This is a genomic window from Erythrobacter sp. EC-HK427, from assembly GCF_902498745.1.
Classification (GTDB): Bacteria; Pseudomonadota; Alphaproteobacteria; order Sphingomonadales; family Sphingomonadaceae; genus Alteraurantiacibacter.
Genome location: NZ_LR701479.1, coordinates 1121598 through 1145924 on the forward strand (window position 1 = coordinate 1121598; position 24327 = coordinate 1145924).

General features: G+C 63.5%; 24 protein-coding genes and 1 tRNA gene. 13 read left to right on the forward strand and 12 right to left on the reverse strand.

Annotation, left to right across the window (positions count from 1 at the left end; all coding sequences use genetic code 11):
* Positions 1-32: 32 nt before the first annotated feature.
* Positions 33-1331 (forward strand): hemolysin family protein, encoded by a 1299-nt coding sequence (locus tag GC121_RS05415; RefSeq protein WP_151973118.1) that lies wholly within the window; start codon positions 33-35, stop codon positions 1329-1331.
* A gap of 271 nt (positions 1332-1602) precedes the next feature.
* Here GC121_RS05415 and GC121_RS05420 read toward each other — a convergent pair whose 3' ends face one another.
* The 10 genes from GC121_RS05420 to GC121_RS15235 all read right to left on the reverse strand — a co-directional run bounded on the left by GC121_RS05420 (position 1603) and on the right by GC121_RS15235 (position 11040).
* Positions 1603-2013, reverse strand: coding sequence for a DUF3035 domain-containing protein (locus tag GC121_RS05420; protein ID WP_151973119.1), 411 nt, complete (start codon positions 2011-2013; stop codon positions 1603-1605).
* Positions 2014-2018: 5 nt separating this feature from the next.
* Positions 2019-2576, reverse strand: a complete 558-nt coding sequence (gene lspA / locus GC121_RS05425) for a signal peptidase II (RefSeq protein WP_151973120.1) — start codon at positions 2574-2576, stop codon at positions 2019-2021.
* Positions 2573-5638, reverse strand: a complete 3066-nt coding sequence (ileS, locus tag GC121_RS05430; protein ID WP_151973121.1) for an isoleucine--tRNA ligase — start codon at positions 5636-5638, stop codon at positions 2573-2575. Before ileS ends, lspA begins: the two co-directional genes overlap by 4 nt.
* Before the next feature lie 204 nt (positions 5639-5842).
* The gene (locus GC121_RS05435; protein WP_151973122.1) at positions 5843-6772 is read right to left on the reverse strand and encodes a bifunctional riboflavin kinase/FAD synthetase; all 930 of its coding nucleotides are present in this window, start codon (positions 6770-6772) and stop codon (positions 5843-5845) included.
* A complete protein-coding gene (locus GC121_RS05440; RefSeq protein ID WP_151975610.1) occupies positions 6769-7923 on the reverse strand; it encodes a dipeptidase in 1155 nt (384 codons plus the stop codon). The genes GC121_RS05435 and GC121_RS05440 overlap by 4 nt, the downstream gene beginning before the upstream one ends.
* A 26-nt stretch (positions 7924-7949) precedes the next feature.
* Positions 7950-8438 carry a dihydrofolate reductase gene (locus GC121_RS05445; protein ID WP_151973123.1) on the reverse strand — a complete coding sequence of 163 codons (489 nt, stop codon included), beginning with the start codon at positions 8436-8438 and terminating at the stop codon, positions 7950-7952.
* A gap of 3 nt (positions 8439-8441) precedes the next feature.
* Entirely contained in the window at positions 8442-9494 is a 1053-nt protein-coding gene (locus GC121_RS05450) for a 5-(carboxyamino)imidazole ribonucleotide synthase (protein ID WP_151973124.1), read from the reverse strand.
* A 152-nt stretch (positions 9495-9646) separates the two neighbouring features.
* Positions 9647-10141 carry a 5-(carboxyamino)imidazole ribonucleotide mutase gene (gene purE / locus GC121_RS05455; protein ID WP_151973125.1) on the reverse strand — a complete coding sequence of 165 codons (495 nt, stop codon included), beginning with the start codon at positions 10139-10141 and terminating at the stop codon, positions 9647-9649.
* Positions 10141-10827, reverse strand: coding sequence for a 2,3-diphosphoglycerate-dependent phosphoglycerate mutase (gene gpmA / locus GC121_RS05460; protein ID WP_151973126.1), 687 nt, complete (start codon positions 10825-10827; stop codon positions 10141-10143). Before gpmA ends, purE begins: the two co-directional genes overlap by 1 nt.
* Before the next feature lie 48 nt (positions 10828-10875).
* Positions 10876-11040, reverse strand: coding sequence for a hypothetical protein (locus GC121_RS15235; protein WP_199857762.1), 165 nt, complete (start codon positions 11038-11040; stop codon positions 10876-10878).
* Between the two features lie 89 nt (positions 11041-11129).
* Between GC121_RS15235 and GC121_RS05465 the strand changes: the two genes are divergently transcribed.
* The 3 genes from GC121_RS05465 (at position 11130) to GC121_RS05475 (ending at position 13624) form a co-directional block, all read left to right on the forward strand.
* Positions 11130-11204: transfer RNA gene (locus GC121_RS05465), tRNA-Thr, on the forward strand.
* Positions 11205-11474: 270 nt separating this feature from the next.
* Positions 11475-12008 (forward strand): PH domain-containing protein, encoded by a 534-nt coding sequence (locus GC121_RS05470; RefSeq protein WP_234421121.1) that lies wholly within the window; start codon positions 11475-11477, stop codon positions 12006-12008.
* Positions 12005-13624: a PH domain-containing protein gene (locus tag GC121_RS05475; RefSeq protein WP_151973127.1), complete on the forward strand. Its 1620-nt coding sequence runs from the start codon at positions 12005-12007 to the stop codon at positions 13622-13624. Before GC121_RS05470 ends, GC121_RS05475 begins: the two co-directional genes overlap by 4 nt.
* A 2-nt stretch (positions 13625-13626) precedes the next feature.
* Here the strand turns inward: GC121_RS05475 and GC121_RS05480 are convergent, their stop codons facing one another.
* The gene (locus GC121_RS05480; protein WP_151973128.1) at positions 13627-13917 is read right to left on the reverse strand and encodes a GNAT family N-acetyltransferase; all 291 of its coding nucleotides are present in this window, start codon (positions 13915-13917) and stop codon (positions 13627-13629) included.
* A 50-nt stretch (positions 13918-13967) separates the two neighbouring features.
* On the opposite strand from GC121_RS05480, the gene GC121_RS05485 reads away from it, so the two are divergent.
* The 3 genes from GC121_RS05485 (at position 13968) to GC121_RS05495 (ending at position 16508) form a co-directional block, all read left to right on the forward strand.
* Complete coding sequence (locus GC121_RS05485; protein ID WP_151973129.1) at positions 13968-14963, forward strand: low specificity L-threonine aldolase; 996 nt, start codon at positions 13968-13970, stop codon at positions 14961-14963.
* Positions 14960-15889, forward strand: coding sequence for a DMT family transporter (locus GC121_RS05490; RefSeq protein WP_151973130.1), 930 nt, complete (start codon positions 14960-14962; stop codon positions 15887-15889). The genes GC121_RS05485 and GC121_RS05490 overlap by 4 nt, the downstream gene beginning before the upstream one ends.
* Before the next feature lie 61 nt (positions 15890-15950).
* Positions 15951-16508 carry a DUF3828 domain-containing protein gene (locus GC121_RS05495; RefSeq protein WP_199857763.1) on the forward strand — a complete coding sequence of 186 codons (558 nt, stop codon included), beginning with the start codon at positions 15951-15953 and terminating at the stop codon, positions 16506-16508.
* A 6-nt stretch (positions 16509-16514) separates the two neighbouring features.
* Here the strand turns inward: GC121_RS05495 and GC121_RS05500 are convergent, their stop codons facing one another.
* Complete coding sequence (locus GC121_RS05500) at positions 16515-17303, reverse strand: SDR family NAD(P)-dependent oxidoreductase (RefSeq protein ID WP_151973132.1); 789 nt, start codon at positions 17301-17303, stop codon at positions 16515-16517.
* A 53-nt stretch (positions 17304-17356) separates the two neighbouring features.
* Between GC121_RS05500 and pepN the strand changes: the two genes are divergently transcribed.
* From pepN to GC121_RS05530, 6 genes are all read left to right on the forward strand, one after another.
* Entirely contained in the window at positions 17357-20002 is a 2646-nt protein-coding gene (pepN, locus tag GC121_RS05505; RefSeq protein WP_151973133.1) for an aminopeptidase N, read from the forward strand.
* Positions 19995-20684 (forward strand): peptidoglycan editing factor PgeF, encoded by a 690-nt coding sequence (gene pgeF / locus GC121_RS05510; RefSeq protein ID WP_234421122.1) that lies wholly within the window; start codon positions 19995-19997, stop codon positions 20682-20684. Before pepN ends, pgeF begins: the two co-directional genes overlap by 8 nt.
* A 233-nt stretch (positions 20685-20917) precedes the next feature.
* Positions 20918-21478: a ubiquinol-cytochrome c reductase iron-sulfur subunit gene (gene petA, locus GC121_RS05515; RefSeq protein ID WP_151973134.1), complete on the forward strand. Its 561-nt coding sequence runs from the start codon at positions 20918-20920 to the stop codon at positions 21476-21478.
* 22 nt (positions 21479-21500) lie between these two features.
* Entirely contained in the window at positions 21501-22796 is a 1296-nt protein-coding gene (locus tag GC121_RS05520; protein ID WP_151973135.1) for a cytochrome b/b6, read from the forward strand.
* Between the two features lie 32 nt (positions 22797-22828).
* The gene (locus tag GC121_RS05525) at positions 22829-23707 is read left to right on the forward strand and encodes a cytochrome c1 (RefSeq protein WP_151973136.1); all 879 of its coding nucleotides are present in this window, start codon (positions 22829-22831) and stop codon (positions 23705-23707) included.
* An 18-nt stretch (positions 23708-23725) separates the two neighbouring features.
* Positions 23726-24265 (forward strand): adenine phosphoribosyltransferase, encoded by a 540-nt coding sequence (locus GC121_RS05530; protein ID WP_151973137.1) that lies wholly within the window; start codon positions 23726-23728, stop codon positions 24263-24265.
* Positions 24266-24327 lie beyond the last annotated feature (62 nt).

Below are 24327 nucleotides of genomic sequence, written 5' to 3' on the forward strand. Positions count from 1 at the left end.
GGCCGCCGATTTCTGCTAGCGCCGCAGGTCTGATGGAACCTTTCCCCTGGCATTATCTTGCCGCGCTCGTCCTCCTGATCGTTCTCAACGGCGTTTTCGCCATGTCGGAGCTGGCCATTGTCTCGGCCCGCACCGCGCGGCTGCGCATGGCAGCAGACAAGGGTAGCGGCGCCGCGCGCATCGCTATGCGGCTGGCGGCGGACCCGGGCAAGTTCCTCTCCACCGTACAGATCGGTATCACGCTGATCGGCATTATCAACGGTGCGGTATCGGGCGCGGCCTTGGGCGGGCCGGTGGGCGAGCGGATCGCGCTGCTGGGCGTGGACGCGGATATTGCCGACAATATCGGCTATGTCGTGGTGATCGGCGTCACCACCTATCTCAGCCTGGTGATCGGCGAGCTGGTGCCCAAGCAACTGGCCCTGCGCGCGGCGGAGCCGGTGGCGATCATCATGGCGCGGCCGATGGACTGGCTCGCGCGGATTTCCAAGCCCTTTGTCTGGCTGCTTGATACCTCGTCCAACCTGCTGCTGGCGCTGCTGCGCATACGCCACAAGGGCGATCACAAGATGACCGCCGAAGAGCTGCAAATGATCTTTGCCGATGCAACGCATACCGGCGTGATCGAGGAGCAGGAGCGCGCGATCCTGTCGGGCATAATGCGGTTGCAGGATCGCCCCGTGCGCGAGCTGATGACGCCGCGCACCGAGATCGACTGGCTCGATGCCGGTGCCGACGAGGCCGCGATCCGCGCGGCCATCGCCGAATCGCCGCACTCTCTGATGCCGGTGATCGAGGCAGGCGGCGACAAGGCCATCGGCGTGGTCAAAGTGCGCGAAGTGCTGGCGCGGATGCTGGCGGGCGAGCCGGTGGTGCTGGCGGACATGGTGCGCAAAAGCGAAGTCGTACCCGACCGGCTCGACGCGCTCGACGCGCTGCGCGCGCTGCAACAATCGGGCACCGGCATGGCGATGGTGCATGACGAATACGGACACTTGGACGGCATCGTCACCAATGCCGATATCCTCGCCGCGATTGCGGGCAATTTCGCCAGCCACCAGGACGAAGGCGACACGCCGATGATCACCGAGCGCGAGGACGGCTCGCTGCTCGTTTCCGGCGCGCTGGCGGCAGACGATCTGGCCGACCGGCTGGGCCTCGAATTCCCCGAAGGCCGCGAATTTGCGACTGCCGCGGGATACGTGCTCTACGTGCTCAAACACCTGCCGACCGAAGGCGAGCATTTCACCGAACAGGGCTGGCGCTTCGAAGTGATCGATATGGACGGGCGGAAGATCGATAAGCTGCTGGTGAGTGAGGTTAGGCAGTAGGCCTTTTTGATGTGCGAGCCCGCATCCGCGGGCTCGTCCTCGGTGCTATTCGCTCCGCGGGGACTTCGTTCCCGCTGCGCGGCACCTGCGGGTCGCGCTGTGCGCTCGGTCGAACGCAGGCGTTCGATTGTCGAGTACTCATACAAAAATCGAGCTGGTATCGGGCGCGTCCAGCGCACGACATAGGGCGACCGCCCGCCCGCAGCGGGCGCGCAGCGTAGCGGAGCGCGTCTAGCGAGGACGAAGCCGCGGATGCGGCTTCGCCAACAAATCAACCGGGTATCACCACCCGCGCCGCTTGCCCATCACCCTGCGGGGCGGCGAGGATCGTGCGGACTTCGGTGCCCTTGTTCACGGTGAAGGTGCCTTCGTCGCCGATGGCCGAGCGGATGCCCGGATCGGCGAGGCCTGCCAGCTCCAGCGCGCGCGTTTCGACTGCCGAACGCTGCTGCGGGCCGCCGAACAGGGCTTCGAGCGCCTGCTCGCTCGCGGTGCCTTCCACCGGACGCGGCGCGCCGGGCTGCGGGGGCACGAGGTGGAAATCGGGCGGCACCACCAGCGGTGCCTGCCGCTGCACGGCAAATTCGTCGGGCCGTTCGCGACTGGCGATATCGACACCGCCGCACGCCCCAAGCGCGCTGGCCGATGCGGCGAGGAAGAGGATGCGGGTGAATTGGGCCATGGGTCTTAACTCTCTGTGTCCTGCGTGACAGGGCGCGTATCCGGTGTCTCGTGTGTGGCCTCTTGGCCGTCATCCTCTTTCTCGCGGATGAACAGCGCGCGGGCAAGGATAATCACCACGCCGATGGTGATAGCAGCATCGGCGACGTTGAAAATAAGGAAGGGGCGGAAGTCCCCGATATGGAAATCGGCATAGTCGACCACGTATCCGAAGCGGTAGCGGTCCACGATATTGCCCAGCGCGCCGCCCAGAATCATGGCGAGGGCAAGGATATCGCCAAGCAGTTTCTCGCGCAGCATCCACACCGCAACCACGCAAGCGATCAGCGCGGTGACGCCGACGAGAATCCAGCGCATTTCCATGCTGGTCGCTTCGAACATTCCCAGCGAGACGCCGTAATTGTTGGTGCGGGTGAAGTCGAAAAAGGGCAGCAACGGATAGTTCTCGCCCATCTGGTCGAGCCCCAGCGTGTTGACCACAAAATGCTTCATCCACTGGTCGGCGGCGAAGATCAGCGCAGCCAGCGCGAGGCCGATGGAGCGAAATTTGGTGATAGGCGTCATTGCGCGGCATCCATTTCAGCGACGACAGTTTCGCAGCGGGCGCACAGATCGCCGTCCTCGGTGACTTCGGGCAAATGCCGCCAGCAGCGGCCGCATTTGTGGTGGGTGGTTTTGGTGACGCTTAACCAGCCCACCGAAAAGCCACTCGGGCCGAAGAATTCGCTTGCTGCTTCGGGAGGAGAGGATTCATGGAAATTGATTTCCGAGACAATGCATATTTCTGTCAGAATGCTTGCCAACTGAGGGTCGATTGGTGACCTAAAGATGTCGACTTTAGCTTCTAGTGACGACCTAATCAGTTTCTCTTGACGAAGAGGCTCGATGGCTTCGTTAATCTCGTTGCGGAAGTGGCGAAGGGTAGACCAGTGCTCGACCACATCGCTATCGATTTCATCGATCTGCGGCACCTCCGGCCACTCCAGCAAATGCACGCTGCCTGCATCGGGATAGCGCGTCCCCCACACCTCTTCGCTGGTGAACACCAGCACCGGCGCGGCGTAGCGGATCAGGGCGTGGAACAGCGTCTCGAGCACGGTGCGGTACGCGCGGCGCTCCACGCCGTCCGGCGCGTCGCAATAGAGGCGGTCTTTGCGGATATCGAAGAAGAAGGCCGAGAGGTCTTCGTTCGCGAAATCGGTCAGCGCGCGGGTGTAGGCGTTGAAATCGAACGCATCGACCGCGGCGCGCAGCTTGGCGTCCAGCTCGCTGAGAATGCTGAGCATATACCGCTCCAGCTCGGGCATCTCCGCCACATCCACCCGCTCCGCCTCGGCAAAGCCGTCCAGCGCGCCCAGCATATAGCGGAAAGTGTTCCTGAGCTTGCGATACTGGTCAGCCACACCCTTGAGGATTTCCGGCCCGATCCGGTGGTCCTCGGTGTAATCGACGCTCAGCGCCCACAGGCGGATGATATCCGCGCCGTATTCTTCCATCACCTTGAGCGGATCGACCGTATTGCCGAGGCTCTTCGACATTTTGCGCCCGTCGGCGGCCATGGTGAAGCCGTGGGTCAGCACCGCCTTATACGGCGCGCGGCCTCTTGTGGCGCAGCTTTCGAGCAGGCTCGACTGGAACCAGCCGCGATGCTGGTCAGAGCCTTCGAGATAGAGATCGGCGGGGCTCTGCAAGTCCGGCCAAACGCCGCTTTCGAGGACGAAAGCGTGGGTGGAGCCGCTGTCGAACCACACATCGAGAATGTCGGTGACCATCTCGTAATCGTCCGGATTGCGGCCTTCCCCGAGGAAATGCGCCGCATTCTCTTCCGCCCAGCCATCGACACCATCGGCCTTCACCGCCGCGATGATGCGGGCGTTGACCTCTGCATCGACCAGATATTCGCCGCTCTTGCGATCGACAAACAGCGTGATCGGCACGCCCCATGCTCGCTGGCGGCTAAGCACCCAATCGGGGCGGCCGTCGACCATCGCACGGATGCGGTTCTGGCCCTTTTCGGGCACGAAACGGGTCTCCTCGATGGCGGTGAGGGCGGTTTGGCGCAGTGTTCCCCTCCCGCTTGCGGGAGGGGTTAGGGGAGGGCCTGTTTCAGCATCGTCGTCTGCAGACAGGCCCTCCCCCGGCCCCTCCCGCAAGCGGGAGGGGAGATTCAGGTCCATCGGCACAAACCATTGCGGCGTGCAGCGATAGATGACCTTCGCCTTGCTCCGCCAGCTATGCGGATAGGAGTGCTGGTAATCCGCCGAAGCGCTCAGCAGCGCGCCTGCTGCTCGCAGGTCTTCGCAGATCGGGCCGTCCGGCGCGTTGAATTTGGGGTTGATGACCGAACCCTGCCCGCCGAGCCAGCCCCAGTCCTCGCGATAGCGGCCATCCGCCTCGACCACGAATTTGGGATTGATGCCGTGCGCCTTGCACAGATCGAAATCGTCCTCCCCATGGTCGGGCGCCATATGGACGAGGCCCGTGCCGCTATCGGTGGTAACGAAATCGCCGGGCAGCATGGGGCGGAGCGTATCGTAAAAGCCCCTTCCCTCAAGGGAAGGAGTTGGGGATGGGTTTACCCCGTCAACTGAGGGCGTACCCCCCACCCCCGGCCCCTCCCCCTTGGGGAGGGGAGAAAGGCGGCCTGCCATCGGGTGACGCACCATCGTTCCGGCGAGGTCGGAGCCTTTGCCGACCCAGCAGATTGACCAACCATCACCGTCAGCGAGCCAAGCTGATTTTCCGATCCGCCCAAGAGTTTCGTTCATCAATTCCTGCGCGATCAGCAAGAACGCTCCTCCAGCTCGCACAAGGACGTAGTCAATGGTTGGGCCGTAAGCGAGAGCTTGATTGACCGGGATCGTCCAAGGAGTCGTAGTCCAGATAACTGCCAATGCTGCAGAACCCTCTGACTTCGCAACTTCAAGCCAGCTAGCCAGACCTTCATCGGCCGACGAAACAATCTCAAACGCTACGTCGATCTGCGTCGAGGTGATGTCCTCGTATTCAACCTCGGCCTCGGCCAGCGCGGTCTTTTCGACCGGCGACCACATCACCGGTTTCGCCCCACGATAAAGCTGGCCGCTTGTCGCAAACTTCAGCAATTCGGCGACAATGCCCGCCTCGGCCTCGGGGGCCATCGTCAGGTACGGCTTATCCCATTCGCCGGTGATGCCCAGCCGTTTGAACTGCTCTCGCTGCACATCCACCCATTCGGCGGCGTACTGGCGGCATTCGGCGCGGAATTCGCGCGGCGGAACCTCGTCCTTGTTCTGTTTCTTCTTGCGGTAGGCTTCTTCCACCTTCCATTCGATCGGCAGGCCGTGGCAATCCCAGCCGGGCACATAGGGCGCATCCTTGCTGAGCAGGCTTTGCGTGCGCACCACCGCATCCTTCAGCACTTTGTTGAGCGCGTGGCCGATATGGATATTGCCGTTGGCGTAGGGCGGGCCATCGTGCAGCACGAATTTCTCGCGGCCCTCGCGCGCGGCGCGCAGCTGGCCGTACACGTCCTCGGCTTCCCACCGCGCCAGAATGCCCGGCTCCTTCTGCGGGAGCCCGGCTTTCATGGGGAAATCGGTCTTCGGCAGGAAGACGGTGTCTCGGTAATCGCGCTTTTCGCTCATAGGAAGCGCGCCTTAGCGGTGGGCGACGCGTGTGGCAATTTGCTTTGCGTACCTTAACATCCGCGCCGAAGGCGCAATTAAGAGGTTCACACGAAGGCACAAAGAGCCACAAAGGCACAAAGAGCTCGCGCACAATCGCGAAGCTCCTCTTCGTGTCTTCCTTTCTTCTTTGTGTCTTTGTGTGAAACTTGCCTGCGGCACAGACTAGATATGGGCTAGAAGCGCCCGCGCTGCGTCGCAATCGCGTTCCATCTGCGCCATCAGCGCGTCGAGGCTGTCAAACTTAGCCTCGGGCCGCAGGAAGTGGTGGAAGGCCACGTCGAGCTCCTCGCCATAGAGATCGCCCGCAAAGTCGAAGAAGAACGGCTCCAGCAGCTCCTTGGGCGGATCGAATTGCGGGCGGATGCCGAGATTCGCCGCGCCTTTGAGCATTTGCCCGGTCGAAAGCACGCGCCCCGTCACCGCGTAAATGCCGAAGCGCGGGCGCAGATAGGTGCCCATGTCGATATTGGCGGTGGGATAGCCCAGCTCGCGCCCGCGCTTGTCCCCGTGGATCACGCTGCCGCGCACGGTGAAGGGGCGGGAAAGCAGCGCGGCGGCAGTCTCTGGCTCGCCCGCTTTGAGCGCATCGCGGATGCGGCTCGACGAGATCGCTTGCCCCGCCTCGCCCACCGGACGGATCGCCCGCGCCCCGATGCCGCAGGTCGCGCCCACTTCGCGCAGCACGCCGACATTGCCGCCTCGCGCTTTGCCGAAAGTGAAATCCTCCCCCGTCACCACGCCACCCGCGCCGATATGGCCGCCGAGCAAATCGCGCACGAAGCTCTCCGCCGTCATCGCCGCCAGTTCGTCGCCAAAGTCGAAGACGAGCATCGCGTCGGCCCCTGCGGCGGCGAACAGCTCCTCGCGCTGGTCGAGGCTGGTGAGGCGGAAGGGCGGAACGCGCGGGGCGAAATGGCGCACCGGATGCGGATCGAAGGTGGCGACGATGGCGGGGCGGCCCTCGGCGCGCGCCCAGTCCACCGCTTCGGCGACAACGTGCTGGTGCCCGCGATGGAACCCGTCGAAATTGCCGAGCGCAACGATGGCGCCGCGCAGCGCCTCGGGCACAGGATCGCGGTGGCTGAGTCTCATGCACCCTGCTCCATCGGCGCGATCCCCGCCCGCAGCACCCGCAGCGCGTTCAGCCCCATGATCGCGCGAATCTCGTCCTCGGTGAAGCCGTCATCGAGCAGCGCCTGCGTAATCTGCACCAGTTGCGCGGTATCGAAGCCGACTTCGACCGAGCCATCATAATCGCTGCCCAGCGCAACGTGCTCCACCCCCACCAGATCGGCGATATACCGCATCGCCGCGACAATCTGCGCGGGCGACGTGCCGCACACCGCTCCGTCAAAATAGCCGACGCCGATCACTCCGCCGGTCGCCGCGACGCCGCGAATCTCGTCGTCAGACAGGTTGCGGTTGACTGCGCAGGTCGCCTGCACCCCGCCATGGCTGGAGACGACCGGGCGGCGCGCCATCGCCAGCACTTCGGCGACGCATTGGTGGCTGCAATGGGCGATATCGACGATGATGCCCAGCCGCTCCATCTCGCCCACCATTTCGCGCCCGAACGGGGTCAGCCCGCCCTTGGCCTCGCCATGCATCGATCCGGCCAGCTCGTTATCGAAGAAATGCGTGAGCCCCGCCATGCGTAGCCCGGCATCGTAGAGGCGCTGGAGATTGTCGCCATCGCCTTCGAGATTGTGCAGCCCCTCGACCGAGAACAGTCCGCCAATCGGCCGCCCGGTCGCGTCACGCTCTGCCAGCATGGCGTCAATATCCGCAGGCGTGCGGATCAGGCGCAGCGCATCGGGCGCGCGGGTGGCGGCATCCTCCAGCCGTGCGGCGTGATACATCGACCGCTGGAAGGGTGAGAACCACGTCCGGTAAGGCTGCAACTGGCCGATGGCGAGCAGCGTGATATCGTCGCGCGCATCGGCGGAATTGCGGTCAAAATTCAGTCCCGCGGGCGATTTGGTGACGCTGGAGAAAACCTGCAGCGCCACATTCCCGTCAATCAGCCGCGGCAGATCCATATGCCCGCGCCCGCTGCGTTCAAGCGGGTCGCGCTTCCACATCAGCGTGTCCGAATGCAGATCGACAATGGTGAGCGTAGCGTGGAGCGCGCGCGCCTCTTCGGAGATTTCGGGCAGCGGCGCGTCGGTGATTTCGTTCATGCTGCGCTCGGCCATGCCGGGGCCAAAGGCGAAGAATGCCGCCAGCGCGACGACAAGGAACATCGCGGTGAATTTGAGGATTTTGCCGATCACGCGCGCCTCCGGTAGCTGACAAAGTGGAAGGCGGGATGCGTGTCGCCTGCTTCGTGCGGGATGCGGGCCACCTCTTCCCACGCCGGATCATCGGCGGGGGAGCGCATGATAGTGTCGCCCTCTATTTCCGCGCGCACTTCGGTCAGCTCGAAATGTGTGCCGTGTTGCCAGAACAGGTCGAACACCTCCGCGCCGCCGATCACTGCGACATCCGTGTCGCCCGCCAGCGCCAGCGCCTCTTCCACCGTATGCGACCGCTCCGCCCCTTCCGCCTGCCAATCCGCTTGGCGCGTCAGCACGATATGGCGGCGGCCGGGCAGCAGGCCGGGCAGGCTCTCGAATGTCTTGCGGCCCATCACCATCGGCTTGCCCATGGTGAGTTTCTTGAAGCGCTTCAAATCCTCGGAAATCGCCCAAGGCAGCGTGCCGTCGCGCCCGATCACGCCATTGGCCGCCCGCGCGACGATCAGGAGCACTTCGCGCATTGCTCACCCAACCCGCGTGATATGGCCCATCTTGCGCCCGTCGCGCGCTTCGGCCTTGCCATAGAGATGCAGATGCGCGCGCGGATCGGCGAGGTGGCGATCCAACCGCAGCGCGTGCGCGCCGATGAGGTTTTCCATCACCACGCGCTCCGCCGTGCTGGACGTATCCCCCAGCGGCAGACCGGCGACCGCGCGGATATGGTTTTCAAACTGGCTGGTGACCGCGCCCTCGATTGTCCAATGGCCCGAATTGTGCACGCGCGGGGCCATTTCGTTGAATACGGGGCCGTTGCTTGTCGCAAAGAACTCGCAGGTCAGCACGCCGACATAGCCGAGCTTTTCCGCCACGCGGCTGGCAAGGCTGCGCGCCGCCTCAACCTGTGCGCCGATAATCGGCGGGGCGGGGAGGGTGCTCGTCGCCAGAATCCCGCCCTCATGCGTGTTGTGCGGCGAATCCCAGAACCGCACCGCGCCATCGCGCCTGCGCACAAGGATCACCGAGAACTCGCATTCGAACGCGACGCGGCCTTCATAGACGCAGCCCGTGGCAGGGATGCGGATGCCCAGCGCATCATGCGCGCTGTCGATGCGCCACTGGCCCTTGCCGTCATAGCCGTCGCGCCGGGTTTTTAGAATGCCGGGAGTGCCGACCTGCTCCACTGCATCGGCCAGATCGGCATCATAATCGACCTGCGCAAACGGCGCGGGGCGGCCGCCCAATTGTTCGACAAAGCGCTTTTCGCGGATGCGATCCTGCGCCACTTCGAGCGCGTTGGTGCCCGGCGCAAGCAAGCCTGCGGGCAGCGCGGCGAGCGGTTCGACCGGCACATTCTCGAATTCATAGGTGATCGCATCGCAGCTCTGCGCGAATGTGGCGAGCGCATCGCGATCATGCCACGCGGCGTTGGTGAACTGCGCGGCGACATCGGCAGCAACGCTATCGGCCTCGGGCGCGAAGATATGGCAGCGATAGCCCAGCTGCGCGGCGGCCATGGCGAGCATCCGGCCCAGCTGGCCGCCCCCGAGAATGCCGATTGTTGCGCCTGGTTTTAACACCCCAACACCCGTCCGCCCTGAGCTTGCCTGTCCTCGCGAAAGCGGGGATCGAAGCCCTGCTCTTCTTCTTTGATACCCGCGCTATAAAGAAAAGCAGTCCTTCGACAAGCTCAGGACAAACGGGGGTGGGGATTGGATGCGGAGGGTGATGATTAGTCTGTCGGCTGTTCTGCCACTTTGGCCGTTTGCGCCGCCCGCCATGCCTGCAAGCGACCGGAGAGTTCCACATCGCCCAACGCCAGAATACTCGCCGCCAGCAATCCGGCATTGGTCGCGCCCGCCTCGCCAATCGCCAGCGTTCCGGTGGGAATACCGGCGGGCATTTGCACGATAGATAGCAGGCTATCCATCCCGTTCAGCGCCTTGGACTTCACCGGCACGCCCAGCACCGGCAAATGGGTGAGCGCGGCGATCATGCCGGGCAGATGCGCCGCGCCGCCCGCGCCCGCGATCACGACCTTGAAACCTTCCGCATGCGCGCCCTTGCCGAAAGCGTGCAGCCGGTCGGGCGTACGGTGGGCGGAGACGATGCGCGCCTCGTATGCCACGTCCAGATCATCGAGCACCTTGGCGGCGCATTGCATGGTCGGCCAGTCGGACTGGCTGCCCATTACTATCGCAACAGGTGCTGCGGAATCTTTAGGCATCAGGAATCCTTCAGATAATAGCGTTCACCCGGCACCATATTGGCATCGAAGTCGTAAACAATCGGCTGGCCGGTGGGGATTTCGAGGCCGGTAATTGCGTCATCCGAAATGCCCGAGAGGTGCTTCACCAGCGCGCGCAGGGAATTGCCGTGGGCGGAGATAATCACCGTCTCGCCCTTCGCCAGTTCGGGCAGGATGGTGCTTTCCCAATAGGGCAGCACACGCTCGATGGTGAGCTTCAGGCTCTCGGTCTGCGGGACGTCGATACCGGCATAGCGCGGATCATCCGACAGATCGAACGTGCTGCCCTTTTCCAGCGGCGGCGGCGGCACATCGAAGCTGCGGCGCCAGATCTGCACCTGCTCCTCGCCATGCAGTTCGCGCATCTCGTCCTTGTTGAGGCCGGTCAGCCCGCCATAATGCCGCTCGTTCAGCCGCCAGTCCTTGGTTTCGGGAATCCACAGCCGCCCGCATTCTTCCAGCGCCAGATGTAGCGTCATGATCGCCCGCTTCTGCACGGATGTGAAAGCGAGCGTTGGCAGCACGCCTTTTTCCTTCAGCAGCCGACCGGCAGCGCGCGCTTCCGAGACGCCCTGTTCGGTGACATCGACATCCCACCAGCCGGTGAAGCGGTTGGCGAGATTCCATTCGGACTGGCCGTGGCGGACGAGAATCAGCTTGGGCACGTGTGACTTTCCCCGTTGTGAATGCGGTTGAACCAATTATGCAGCGGGTTAGCGGTCGCTATCAGGCTTGACCAGAGGCGTTTGAGGCGGTGTTTCTGGCGGCGATTCCGCGCCCACGGCTTTCGCCTGCGCTTTGCGCCGCCGCAGGTTTTCGCGCAGTTTGGCCGCCAGCCGCTCTTCCCGCGATAGATTTTTGCGCGTGTCTTCACTCATGTGAAATGCAATGGCGCTATCGCAGGAAAGGTTCAAGCATCGCTTGACAATCGCCGCCTTCGCAACGATAGGCGCGCGTCTTGATCGGCGCCGCGGTAGCTCAGTGGTAGAGCGCACCCTTGGTAAGGGTGAGGTCGAGAGTTCAATCCTCTCTCGTGGCACCATTTTTCCGAAGGAAAAATGATTTCTGTTTTGCGCATCGGCATCCGCCGATGCGTCCTCGGTGCTGTTCGCTCCGCCGGGGCTACGCTCCGGCTGCGCGGCACCTGCGGGCTTCGCGCTTGCGCTCGGTCGCTCGTTTCACTCGCGATCTCTGGGAAATAGCTCGATGATCGGCTGCGACCAGCAGCCGACCTAGGGCGACTGCCCGCCCGCAGCGGGCGCGTAGCGAAGCGGAGCGCGTCTAGCGAGGACGAACCCGCGGATGCGGGTTCATGAAACAAAAAATCCCCACTTCCAACCCGCTGTATTGCCCCTATAACGCACCCATGGACGATACGCTTCCCGACGCCGAACCGCTGACCCCGCTTGATCCCAGCTACACCACCGTTTTGCGGATCGAGGGGCTGATCATCACCATCCCCTTTGTCGTCGGCGCGGCGGTGCTTGTCTCAGCTGATGCGGTGCCGCCTTGGGTGCCCGCGCTGCCGGTGCTTATTCTCGCCATCCTGCTGATCGGCGTGATGCCGCTGAAACGCTACCGCACGCGCGGCTATCATATGGCGGGAGACCGACTGCGGGTGGTCAAGGGTGTGATGTTCCATTCGGATACCGTCGTGCCGTTCAGCCGGGTGCAGCATCTCGATGTCGAGCAAGGCCCGCTCGAACGGCTGTTCGGCATTGCCCGGCTGATCCTGCACACGGCAGGCACGCACAATGCCTCGGTGACGCTACCCGGCCTTGCCCATGCCGATGCGACCGCGATGCGCGAGGATATCCGCCAGCACGTCAAGCGGGAGTCGATGTGACAGGCGAAGTGGAAGACATAGCCGACGCGGGCGAGGCGATCGAAATTGACGAATGGCGGCGCGTCAGCGGCCTGTCGGTCGCGGTGCAGGCGTTTCGCACGCTGGGCCAGGCGGTCATCCCCGCCGCCTTCCTCCTATTCGGCGCGAGCCGCAGCGATGACGGGATCGGCATGGTTGCGCCCTATGCCGTGCCGATCATCGCGCTGATCATCGCGATCAACCTCGTCCCTGCATGGCTCGGCTGGTATCGCCTGCGCTACCGCATCGGCACTAGCGATGTGCGGCTGGAACAGGGCATTGTCAGCCGCTCGGCCCGCTCGGTGCCGTATGACCGTATCCAGGATGTCAGCCTCGAACAAAAGCTCGTCCCGCGCCTGCTCGGTCTGGTCGAAGTCAAGTTCGAAACCGGCGCGGGTGGCAAGGAAGAGCTGAAACTCGCTTATGTCAGCGAAGCCGAAGGCGAGCGGCTGCGCGAAACGGTGCGCGCGCTGGTGGAAGGCGCGGATGGGGCAGAAGCCCTGCCAGACATCGCACAAGGGCAGGGCGAGGATCATGCGATAGCCGCCCAAGGCTTTGCCGCCCCTGCGACGATGCTGTTCGCCATGCCGCCCGGACGGCTGTTCACCTACGGCCTGTTCAGCTTTTCGCTGGTGATTTTCGCGGTGATTATCGGCGCGATCCAGCAGTTCGAATTCCTGCTGCCTTTCGACGTGTGGGACTATGCCGAGCAATATGTGCGCGACGAGGGCTACTTCGAAGCGGGCAAATATCTCGAAGGCATGGATATGACCGCGCGCATTCTTGGCGCGTTGTATATCCTCATCACGGTGATCGGCGTCGGCGTGCTGTCGGGCATCGCCAAGACCTTTGTGCGCGATTGGGATTTCCGGCTGGAGCGCACGCCCAAGGGCTTTCGCCGCCGCCGTGGCCTGCTCACCAAAACCGATGTGGTGATGCCCGTCCACCGCGTGCAGGCGCTGGTGGTATCGACCGGGATCATCCGCCGCCGCTTCGGCTGGCACGGCCTTTCCTTCATCAGTCTGGCGCAGGATTCGGGCAGCGCGAACCACGAGGTCGCCCCGTTCGCCAGAATGGCCGAAATCGCGCCGATTGCCGCCGAGGCGGGCTTTGACCTGCCCGATGGCAGCGAGGAATGGCGACGGCCCAGTGCCAATTATCGGTTCGACAAAGCGCTGCTAAGCGCCGGGTCTTGCATCTTGGCTGCGTTTGCATTTCTCACTGCGGAGATAGTGCTCCCTCCGGAAGCTGTTGGCCTCGACGTGGGTTTCTTCATCATGCTGGCCCTCGCGGTGTTCTTCGCCGTGCAACAGATTTACCTCTGGCACTACGACCGCCACGCGCTCGATCCCGCGCAGGTGATTTCACGGCGCGGCTGGCTCGCCCCCCGCACGCAGATCGCCAACCGGGTGAAGCTGCATTCGGTCGAGATTGCGCAAGGCCCAATTGCCCGCTGGCGCGGCTATTGCGATCTGGTGTTCGGCATGGCGGGCGGCAATTTCGCCTTCGAAGGCCTTGCGCTGGAGGATGCGAAAAAGCTGCGCGCTGCGGTGCTGGACAGCATCGCCTCGGTCGATTTCGCCAATTTGCCGAGGTAACCTTAGGCGAGTACATCTGCCCATTCAGGGTGTTTTTTGAATTGCACCACCACATAGGGGCAGGTCGGCACGATCGTAAAACCCTCTGCGCGCGCATCGGCGACCAGCGCTTCCACCAGTTTCAGCGCAATCCCTTGGCCGCGTGCTTCGGGCGGCGTGAAGGTGTGATCGGCAACGCGCGATGCGCCTTTGGCGCGCCAGGTCAGCTCCGCCTTGACGTCGGTGCCTTCGACATCGGCGTAATAGGCGCCCGTCTCCCCATCATCGACGCGAGTGATTGCGGGATCGGCCATGGCATACTCCTTCTTGCGCAGCGGCCAGCGATTGGGCAGGGCGCGAATTGATGCAATTCCTTTCAGATAATGCGGCACCCGTCCACCCCAAGCTATGGGACGCCATGCGCGCTGCCGACGCGGTGGATACGCCGTATGACACCGACGCGCTGAGCCGCGAGCTGGACGCGCGCTTCACCGACCTGTTCGGGCGAGATTGCGCGGCGCTGTGGGTAGCGACTGGGACAGCGGCAAATTGCCTTGCGCTTGCCACGATGGTGCAGCCGCATGGCGGCGTGATCTGTCACGAGGAAGCGCATATCGAGATGGACGAATGCGGCGCGCCCGGCTTCTATCTGCACGGTGCGAAATTGCTGCTGGCGGAGGGCGCAGGCGCGAAGCTGACGCCTCAGAGCATTACGGACGTGCTGAACGGCATTACACGCGGCGTGCATCAGGTGCCCGCCCACGCGATCTCGATCACGCAGGCGAGCGAGTACGGGCTGGTTTATACGCCGCAAGAACTCGCTGCGATTGGCGCTTTAGCCAACGAGCGCGGGCTTGGCCTGCATATGGACGGGGCGCGCTTTGCCAATGCGGTCGCGCATCTGGAATGCGCGCCTGCCGAGGCTGTCGGGCCGTGCGACGCGCTCAGCTTCGGCTTCGTCAAGAATGGCGGAATGGGCGCGGAGGCGATTGTCTTTTTCGATCCCGAACAGGCCGAGCTGGTGCGCTGGCGGCGCAAGCGGGCGGGCCATTTGCAGAGCAAGGGCCGCTTTCTCGCTGCGCAAATTCTGGCGATGCTAGAGGGCGATCTCTGGCTCGCCAATGCCCGCGCTGCGAATGCGGCGGCGGCGCTTGTTGCGGAAATGATCCCTGACCGGCTGGCGCATCCCGCACAGATCAACGAGCTGTTTGTGCGCGCAACTGCTACCGAACGCGCCGCTTTGCGCGCAGCCGGTTTCGCTTTCTACGACTGGGATGATGCCTGCATCCGCCTCGTCACCCATTGGGCCAGCGATCCCGACCATTCGCACGCGCTCGGCAAGGCCATCGCCGCCTTATGAGCACCCAACATACGACTATGCTCAGCTGGCGGGTGCTGGTGCCTTTCCTGCTGACCGGCACGATTTGGGGCAGCACCTGGTATGTCATCACCGGTCAGATCGACGGCGTGCCCGCCGCGTGGTCGGTATTCTACCGCTTTGCGCTGGCGACCCCTGCGCTGTTTCTCGTCGCATGGCTGATGAAGCGGCGGTTGCGGCTCACCCGCAAAGAGCAGATGCTCGCCGCATTGGTGGGCCTGTTCCAGTTCAGCGGCAATTTCCTCTTCGTCTATCATGCCGAGCTGTATGTGACCTCGGGCATCGTGGCGATGATGTTCGCATTACTGATGGTGCCCAATGCGCTGTTTGCGCGGGTGTTTCTGGGCGAGAAAGTGCAGGGCGGCTTTATTCTCGGCAGCGCGGTGGCGATTGTCGGGGTGAGCTTCCTCTTGTGGCATGAATGGCAGGCCAACCCCGATGCAGGCGTGATCGGCGGCAATGTCGGGCTGGGGATCGGGCTGGCGATGCTCGGCATTCTGGCGGCATCCTTTGCCAATGTGGTGCAGGCGAACCCGACCGGGCGCGGCGTGCCGATGGTCAGCCTGCTCGCATGGGCGATGCTCTATGGCACGCTGTTCGATTGCGCTTTTGCCTTTGTGACCACGGGGGCGCCGCCGGTGCCGGATTCGGCGAACTACTGGAGCGGGATCGTCTATCTGGCGCTGATCGGTTCGGTGGTGACCTTCCCGCTGCATTACAATCTGGTGCGCGAGATCGGCGCGGGGCGCACGGCGTATAATTCGATCGTGACGGTTTCGGTGGCGATGCTGATATCGACGCTGCTGGAGGGCTATGCGTGGACGGGCCTCACCATGCTGGGCATGGCGCTGGCCGTGGTCGGGATGCTGCTCGCGCTCAAGGCGCGGCGGCAGAAGGCGCCATCTTGACAGACTGCGCGTAACCTCGCAGATTTTGCGTAGACAATCGGGGGGATGTGTGATGGCCGGTATGACATTCGGAGCAACGGGTTTTCTGGCCTTCGCGCCATTGCTGATCGCCTGCTCTGCCCCTACCGAAAGCGGGGCTGTGACGGCCGAAGATGCGCGCGACACCGCGCCCGCACAGCAGGCATCCGAGCCATTACCGGAGGGCGCAAACCCCTCGCCAGCCGCAAGTGCTGACCCCGAGGAGGAGGCCGTCCGCGCAGCTGCGCTTGGCGTGTTTGCCGATTACGTCGAAAATCCCTCCGCCCGCACCGAAATGACCCCCGCTTTTTCAGCGGCTTGGGACTATGCCCTCGGCCCCGAGGGTTCGATGGGGTATGATCCCTATTGCGAATGCCAGGACTTTGGCGATGTTTCTGTGCGCATCGATACGCTCGCCATTTCCGGCGACGAAGCGCGGGTCTCGGTGACCTTTCGCAGTTTTGGCGTCGATACGCCGAAGCGCCTCGTCTTGAAGCGGATTGGTGGCACTTGGCTGCTGGACGACATCAATGACGGCGATACCCCATCTTTGCGCAGTGCAATGGAAGAGGGCGAGCCCGGCGGCTATTCGATGTTCTGATCGCAGCTAGGCGTCGCGCAGCTTTGCCAGCCCTTCGCGATAGGTCGGGAAGGCCGGTTGCCAGCCCAGCACCCGCTTCGCCTTGCCATTCGCCACGCGGCGGTTCTCGGCGTAGAAGCTGCGCGCCATCGGGGAAAGGCCGGCCTCGTCGATAGTTTGCAGCGGCGGTGGTTCCACACCAAGCAGGCGGCAGGCTTCTTCGATCACAAGGTTCTGGCTGCACGGCAGATCATCACCCAGATTGTAGGCCCCTGCTAGAGCCTCGCTGCGGATCGCCGCCCACACGCCGCTCGCAATATCCTCGACATGGACGCGGCTGAAGACTTGTCCCGACAGATCGATCCGGTGCGCACGTCCATCGCGCACGCGGTCTAACGGCGAGCGGCCGGGGCCGTAAATGCCGGGCAGGCGGAACACCTGTGCACCCAGCGCCAGCCATGCGGCATCCGCCTCGGCGCGGGCAGTGCGGCGGCCTGTGCCGGTGGGGGAGGCCTCGTCCACCCACGCGCCGCCCGCATCGCCATAGACGCCGGTCGAGGACAGATAGCCGAGCCGCTGCGCGCCGAGCAGCGGGCCATAGCGATCGAGCACCATGTCTCCGCCGCTTTCATTGTCGGGCGGGACGGAGGACAGCACATAATCCGCCTCCGCCAGCGCCGCGCGCACCGCTGCGGTGTCGCCAAACGCCATATCGCCATCCGAACCGGTGGCAGAGACGCGCCATCCCGCCGCCTCTGCCAGTGCCTTGATGCGTTTCGCGGTATAGCCGAGGCCGAAAATGAACAGATTTGCCATCCACAAGCGTTTAGCCTCTCGACACGACGAAGAGAAAGACCCAGTTTCGTGGCATGGATATTCCCCCCAGCCCCGCCGCTCCTGAAAACAACCCCGACATGGCCGACGCCGCGCCCGATCCGAAGGCGCCTGCCGTGATCCGGCGCGAGGATTACGCGCCTTTCGCGTGGCTGGTGCCGGAAGTGCAGCTGGATTTCGATCTCGGCCTCGATGCCACCCGCGTGGTCGCCAAGCTGACCGTGGTGCGCAATGCCAAGGCCGATCCCTCGCCCACGATCCGGCTGAATGGCGACGATATTGTGCCGCTCGGCGTCTCCGTCGATGGCGAGCCGACGCTAGATTGGTCGATGGATGGCAGCGATCTGCTGATCCCGCTCTCTGCCGAAGCGCATGAAATCACCATCGCCACGCAGATTGATCCCAGCGCGAATACCCAGCTGATGGGGCTCTATGCGTCGGAAGGAATGCTCTGCACGCAATGCGAGGCCGAGGGCTTCCGCCGCATTACCTTCTTCCCCGATCGGCCCGATGTGCTTTCGGTCTACACGGTGCGGATGCGCGGCGACTTTCCGGTGCTGCTGTCGAATGGAAACCTTGTGGCGCAAGGCACATGTGAGGACGGCGTGCCGTGGGCCGAGTGGCACGATCCGTGGCCCAAGCCGTCCTACCTGTTCGCGCTGGTGGCGGGCGATCTGGTCGCCAATTCGGACAGGTTCACGACCATGTCGGGCCGCGAAGTCGCGCTCAACATCTATGTCCGCGCGGGCGATCTGGAGCGCACCGGGCACGCGATGGAATCGCTCAAGGCATCGATGCGCTGGGACGAGGAAGTGTTCGGTCGCGAATATGATCTCGACCTGTTCAACATCGTCGCGGTGAGCGATTTCAACATGGGGGCGATGGAGAACAAGGGTCTCAACGTCTTCAACACCAAATATGTGCTCGCCGACAGCGATACCGCCACCGATGCCGATTATGACGGGATCGAAGGCGTGATCGCGCATGAATATTTCCACAACTGGTCGGGCAACCGCGTGACCTGCCGCGACTGGTTCCAGCTGAGCCTGAAGGAAGGCATTACCGTGCTGCGCGACCAGCTGTTCAGCCAGGACATGGGCAGCGCGGCGGTGAAGCGGATTGCCGATGTGCGCGTGCTGCGCGGCGCGCAATTCCCCGAGGACAGCGGCCCGCTCGCGCACCCGATCCGGCCAGACAGCTATCAGGAAATCAGCAACTTCTACACCGCCACCGTCTACAACAAGGGTGCCGAAGTCATCCGCATGATGCGCACAATGTGCGGCGAAGAGCGGTTCCGCGCCGGGTGTGATCTTTATTTCGAGCGGCACGACGGCGAAGCGGCGACCTGCGAGGATTTCGTGCGTGCGATGGAGGACGGCGCTGGGCTTGATCTCTCGCAATTCCGCCTGTGGTATAGCCAGGCGGGCACGCCCAAACTCTCGCTCCGGCTGGAGCATGAAGGCGACGCCGCGACTCTGCACGTTACACAGGAGGTGCCGCCGACGCCCGGCCAGCCCGTCAAGCAGCCCATGCCCATCCCGTTGCAGATCGCGCTGTTCGATCGCAACTCCGCGAACCATAATGGCGAGAAATTGCTCACAATTACTGAATCTCAAGCGAGCTTCAGCTTTTCTGGATATCCCAAAGAGCCGGTCGTTTCGGTCAATCGCGGCTTTTCCGCGCCGGTGATTATCGAACGCGATGTCGCGCAGGAGGAGCTGGTCTTCCTCGCCGCGCATGATGATGATCCCTTTGCCCGGTATGAGGCCTTGCAAGACTTGGTTGTCGGGCATTTGAAGGCGGCGGTGAACGGCACGCTCGACGAAGCGGCCCATGCGGAGGGCGAGGCGGCGATTGCGAAGGCGATTGGCGCGGTGCTGACCGATGATGCGCTTGATGATCTGATGCGGGGCGAATTGCTGGTCTTGCCGAGCGAGACCTATCTGGCGGAAACCATTCCGGTTGCCGATCCCGGCGCAATCCATGCCGCGCGGGAGGGACTGAAAGCGCATCTGGGCCGCGTTTTGGCAGCGGACTTCCATGCCTTGTATGATCGGGCGGAGAAGGTGCCATTCAGCCTTTCTGCCGAAGCGCGGGGTGCGCGTAAAATTAAGTCGCTCGTGCTCTCCTATGCAGCCGCCAGCGACCCCGCCAAGGCCGCGGAATTGGCGGCGCAGCAATATGCCAAAGCCGACAATATGACCGACCGGCAAGGCGCGCTGATGGTGCTGTGCGGGCTGGAAAACGATGCGCGCGAAGCGGCGCTCAAGGATTTCTACGCCCGCTTCACCGGCAACGCGCTGGTGATCGACAAATGGTTCGCGCTGCAAGCGAGCTCGCTCCACCCCCGCGTCCTCGATCATGTCGAGGCACTGGCGAAGCATCCCGACTTCACCATGAAGAACCCCAACCGCGTGCGCTCCTTGCATATGGCGATGGCGTATAATCCGCACGCCTTCCACGATGCGAGCGGGCGGGGATACCGCATGATCGCCGATCTCATCCTCGCGCTTGATCCGGTCAATCCGCAGACTGCCAGCCGCTTTGTCGGCCAGCTGGGCCGCTGGCGGCGGATCGAGCCGGTGCGCTCGGCCATGATGCGCGAGCAGCTGGAGCGGATCGCGGCGGTGGCATCGCTCTCCCGCGACACGCGCGAGCAGGTGGACAAGAGCCTTGGCTGACACGCGCGATATGGAGCGGGCCGAGGCGCTGGAAGGCGTACCGCACGGCTTCCTGACCGGCGTTGGCCACGAGGGCGAGCCTGATCCGGCTTGCATTCTTGCAGGCGCGCAGCTCGTGCTCGTCAAACAGGTGCACTCGCCGCTCGCGCTGGCTGTCGACTCTCCCTTTGCGCCCGATGCGCGCCCCGAGGTGGACGCCATGGCCACCGCCACCCCCGGGCTTGTGCTGGGTATCGTCACCGCCGACTGCGCGCCGGTGCTGTTTGCCGACCGCGAGGCAGGCGTGATCGGCGCGGCCCACGCCGGATGGCGCGGCGCGCATTTCGGCGTGCTCGAGGCGACCGTGCGGCGAATGGAAGAGCTGGGCGCAAGCCGCGGCAATATCATCGCCGCCATCGGGCCGACCATCGCGCAGGCCAATTACGAAGTCGGCTGGGATTTCGTCGAGCAGTTCGAGGAACGGCACCAGTCCTTCTTCACCCGCAGCCGCCCGGGCAAATGGCAGTTCGATCTGCCCGCCTATGTCGCATGGCGGCTGCGCTCGCTGCAATTGCGCGCGGTCGAGGATCTGGCGATCGATACCTATGCGGCGGAAGACCGCTTCCACTCCTACCGGCGCGCGACTCATCGCGCAGAAGCCACGGATAAGCGCCAGTACTCGCTGATCGGATTGTCCGCTTAGAGGGCCGCAAAGCCGTTACATATCAGCGCGCTGCGCCATCATCCCCCGCTCCAAAAGACCTATAGCCAAAAGGCGGGTTGGCAGGGCGCGATTGCTCGTCTATCAGCCGCGCCAAGCTGTCGGCCTGCGTCCCGTTTTTCGGGACAGTTTTTGCATCCGGCGCGTTGAGTATTCGAGTGACGGCCGAAACCGCCCGATGCGGCGCATAGCGGCCAAACAGGCAAGGCAAGGGTATGTCAGAAGAAAACGGCACTCCTCCGGAAGTCAGCACAGAAGAAGGCGTGCGTCGCCGCGACTTTATCACGGTCGCTGCCACGTCGGCTGCGGCTGTTGGTGGAGGCGTGATGGTCTATCCGCTGGTCAGCCAGATGGCTCCCTCGGCAGACGTGCTCGCCGAAAGCACCACCGAGCTGGATATCGGCGCGCTGGAAACCGGCCAGGCGATCAAGGCGGTGTTCCGCAAGCAGCCGGTGTTCATCCGCCGCCTGACGCAGGCCGAAATCGACGAAGCCAACGCGGTCGATGTCGATTCGCTGCGCGATGCACAGACTCTGGCCGAGCGCACGCAAGAGGGCCATGAAGACGTATTGGTGGTGATGGGGGTCTGCACCCATCTCGGCTGCGTGCCGCTGGGCGCTGCCGAAGGCGAGAACAAGGGTGAGTATAACGGCTATTTCTGCCCTTGTCACGGTTCGCACTACGACACAGCCGCACGCATCCGCAAGGGCCCCGCGCCGTCCAACCTGCTGGTGCCCGAATACACCATCGCCGGCACGACCCTCGTGATCGGCTAAGCCGAAGAAGAAGAGAGAGACCATGAGCTTTCCCTGGGCCAAGGAATATCAGCCGGCCAACGGCTTCACCAAGTTCCTCGACGAGAAGCTGCCGCTGCCGCGCCTCGTCTACAACGCTGTCGGCGCGGGCTATCCGGTGCCGCGCAACCTTTCCTATTTCTGGAATTTCGGCGTGCTGGCGGGCTTCTGCCTCATGCTGCAGATCGTCACCGGCGTGGTGCTGGCGATGCACTATACCGCCAATGCTGACGGAGCCTTTTCCTCGGTCGAGCACATCATGCGCGACGTCAACTGGGGCTGGCTGATGCGCTATGCGCACGCCAACGGCGCCAGCTTCTTCTTCATGGTCATCTACATCCACATTTTCCGTGGCTTCTTCTACGCATCGTACAAGCCGCCGCGCGAAATGATCTGGTTGCTGGGTGTCACCATCTTCCTGCTGATGATGGCAACCGCCTTCATGGGCTACGTCCTGCCTTGGGGCCAGATGAGCTTCTGGGGTGCCAAGGTCATCACTGGCCTGTTCGGCGCGATCCCGCTGGTGGGCGAACCGCTGCAGATCTGGCTGCTGGGCGGTTATGCGCCTGACGCGGCGGCACTGAACCGCTTCTTCAGCCTGCACTACCTGCTGCCCTTCGTGATCGCGGGCTGCGTAATCCTGCACATCTGGGCGCTGCACATCCCCGGCTCGTCCAACCCGACCGGCGTGGAAGTGAAGCAGGAATCGGACACGGTGCCGTTCCACCCCTATTACACCGCGAAGGACGGGTTCGGCCTCGGCGTGTTCCTGCTGATCTACTTCACCTTCGTGTTCTTCCTGCCGAACGTGCTGGGCCACCCGGACAATTACATCCCGGCCAACCCGCTTTCGACCCCTGCTCACATCGTGCCCGAATGGTATTTCTACCCGTTCTACGCGATCCTGCGCGCCTTCACCTTCGACTTCATCCTCCCGGCCAAGCTGTGGGGCGTGCTGGCGATGTTCGCGGCCATTCTGGTGTGGTTCTTCCTACCTTGGCTGGACAAGGGCCCGGTGCGCAGCGGCCATTACCGTCCGCTGTTCCGCAAGTTCTTCTGGTTCGGCCTGATCCCCTGCATGGCGGGCCTGTTCTATCTCGGTGGCGCTCCGGCTGAAGAGCCCTATGTGATGCTGAGCCAGGTCTTCACGGCTTATTACTTCCTGCACTTCCTGGTCATCCTGCCGATTATCAGCTCGATCGAGCGCCCCGACCCGCTGCCTTACTCGATTACCGAGGCCGTGCTGGGAAGCGACGACAAGGCTGTGCTGGGCGATAGTGCCAAGCCGGTAACTGCCTGACCCCGCGACGGTTTAGAGGAAAGACAGATATTATGATCCGCCTAGTTGGTATCCTCATCGGTCTCGGCTTCACTCTCGTGGTGCTCGTGTCCTTCGGCGTCGGCGCCTATACTGCGGCCACCGAGCCTGCGGAAAAGCCCGCCTACTATCCTTTCGTGCTGGAAGCCGAAGGGCCCGAGGGCGGCTTCTCCTTCGAAGGCCCGATGGGTCGCTGGGACCAGGCGCAGTTGCAGCGCGGCTATCAGGTCTACAAGGAAGTGTGCGCGGCCTGCCACTCGCTGAACTATGTCGCCTTCCGCAATCTGCAGGATATCGGCTTCTCCGAAGCGCAGGTGCGGGCAGAGGCGGCCACGTGGCAAGTGCCGGGCATCAATCCCGACACTGGCGAAAGCGTGATGCGTCCGGCGTTGCCGACCGACAATTTCCCGTCGCCCTATGCCAATGCCATCGCGGCCGCAGCGGCGAACAACAACGCGATCCCGCCGGACCTCTCGCTGATGACGAAGGCGCGGCATGACGGCACGAATTACGTGTATTCGCTGCTGTCGGGCTACGCCGATCCCAACACCTACACCAATGCCGACGGGCTGGTCTTCTCCGAAACCGCGCCCGACTACATGCCGGCAACGGGGCTGAACTTTAACCCGTACTTCCCCAATATCAATCTGGCGATGGCACCGCCGCTGGTGGTTGACGGGCAGGTGACCTACACCGCTGAAGGTTCGCCCGAACCGACGGTGCAGCAGATGTCGGCAGACGTCGCCGCCTTCCTTACCTGGACGGCCGAGCCCAAGCTCATCGAGCGCCAGAAGACCGGTTGGTGGGTGATTGCCTTCACGCTGTTCGCCACGATCCTTGCCTGGCTTGCCAAGAAGCAGGTCTGGGCCGATCTGAAGCGCAAGAAAGACTAAAGGGAATTAGCGGCTCCGATGGCAATCGCCGATGAATTGGAGCCGCTGATCCGCACCGTGCCGGACTTTCCCAAGTCCGGCATCCAGTTCCGCGATATCACCACATTGCTGGCCAGCGGGCCGGGCCTTGCCCGCACCGTTGATGCCTTGGCCGATCACGCGCGCCAAGCGCCGGTCGATGCCGTCGCCGGAATGGAAGCGCGCGGCTTCATTTTCGGCACCGCGCTCGCCATCGCGCTGGGCGTGGGCTTCATCCCCTTGCGCAAGGCGGGCAAATTGCCGGTCGCAACGATCGGCGAGGATTACGCGCTCGAATACGGCACCGCACGGCTCGAACTCGATCCCACGTTGATTACGCCGGGAATGCGCGTGCTGATGGCAGACGATCTGCTCGCAACCGGCGGCACCGCCGCAGCGGGTGCAAAGCTGCTGCGCCGTGCGGGTGCCGAAGTTGATCGGGCGCTGTTCGTGATCGACCTCCCCGAACTGGGTGGCGGGCAGGTGTTGGCCGAGGCGGGGGTAACCGCCACCGCGCTCATCTCCTATCAGGGCCACTAAGCCGCTTTGCGCAACCCAATGAAGGCTTGACGAATACGCCCCGCAAGTGGCAATCGCGCATG

Bases quoted from the DNA above. Each gene is read 5' to 3' on its own strand.
- GC121_RS05445 (WP_151973123.1), bottom strand. From the start codon at position 8,438: ATGCGCGAAGTGCTCCTGATCGTCGCGCGGGCGGCCAATGGCGTGATC.
- GC121_RS05525 (WP_151973136.1), top strand. From the start codon at position 22,829: ATGATCCGCCTAGTTGGTATCCTCATCGGTCTCGGCTTCACTCTCGTG.
- GC121_RS05420 (WP_151973119.1), bottom strand. From the start codon at position 2,013: ATGGCCCAATTCACCCGCATCCTCTTCCTCGCCGCATCGGCCAGCGCG.
- GC121_RS05415 (WP_151973118.1), top strand. From the start codon at position 33: ATGGAACCTTTCCCCTGGCATTATCTTGCCGCGCTCGTCCTCCTGATC.
- purE (WP_151973125.1), bottom strand. From the start codon at position 10,141: ATGCCTAAAGATTCCGCAGCACCTGTTGCGATAGTAATGGGCAGCCAG.
- GC121_RS05435 (WP_151973122.1), bottom strand. From the start codon at position 6,772: ATGAGACTCAGCCACCGCGATCCTGTGCCCGAGGCGCTGCGCGGCGCC.
- lspA (WP_151973120.1), bottom strand. From the start codon at position 2,576: ATGACGCCTATCACCAAATTTCGCTCCATCGGCCTCGCGCTGGCTGCG.
- GC121_RS05470 (WP_234421121.1), top strand. From the start codon at position 11,475: ATGAAACAAAAAATCCCCACTTCCAACCCGCTGTATTGCCCCTATAAC.
- GC121_RS05440 (WP_151975610.1), bottom strand. From the start codon at position 7,923: ATGTTCCTTGTCGTCGCGCTGGCGGCATTCTTCGCCTTTGGCCCCGGC.
- GC121_RS15235 (WP_199857762.1), bottom strand. From the start codon at position 11,040: ATGAGTGAAGACACGCGCAAAAATCTATCGCGGGAAGAGCGGCTGGCG.
- GC121_RS05530 (WP_151973137.1), top strand. From the start codon at position 23,726: ATGGCAATCGCCGATGAATTGGAGCCGCTGATCCGCACCGTGCCGGAC.
- petA (WP_151973134.1), top strand. From the start codon at position 20,918: ATGTCAGAAGAAAACGGCACTCCTCCGGAAGTCAGCACAGAAGAAGGC.
- GC121_RS05480 (WP_151973128.1), bottom strand. From the start codon at position 13,917: ATGGCCGATCCCGCAATCACTCGCGTCGATGATGGGGAGACGGGCGCC.
- ileS (WP_151973121.1), bottom strand. From the start codon at position 5,638: ATGAGCGAAAAGCGCGATTACCGAGACACCGTCTTCCTGCCGAAGACC.
- GC121_RS05520 (WP_151973135.1), top strand. From the start codon at position 21,501: ATGAGCTTTCCCTGGGCCAAGGAATATCAGCCGGCCAACGGCTTCACC.
- pepN (WP_151973133.1), top strand. From the start codon at position 17,357: ATGGATATTCCCCCCAGCCCCGCCGCTCCTGAAAACAACCCCGACATG.
- GC121_RS05500 (WP_151973132.1), bottom strand. From the start codon at position 17,303: ATGGCAAATCTGTTCATTTTCGGCCTCGGCTATACCGCGAAACGCATC.
- GC121_RS05485 (WP_151973129.1), top strand. From the start codon at position 13,968: ATGCAATTCCTTTCAGATAATGCGGCACCCGTCCACCCCAAGCTATGG.
- GC121_RS05495 (WP_199857763.1), top strand. From the start codon at position 15,951: ATGACATTCGGAGCAACGGGTTTTCTGGCCTTCGCGCCATTGCTGATC.
- GC121_RS05490 (WP_151973130.1), top strand. From the start codon at position 14,960: ATGAGCACCCAACATACGACTATGCTCAGCTGGCGGGTGCTGGTGCCT.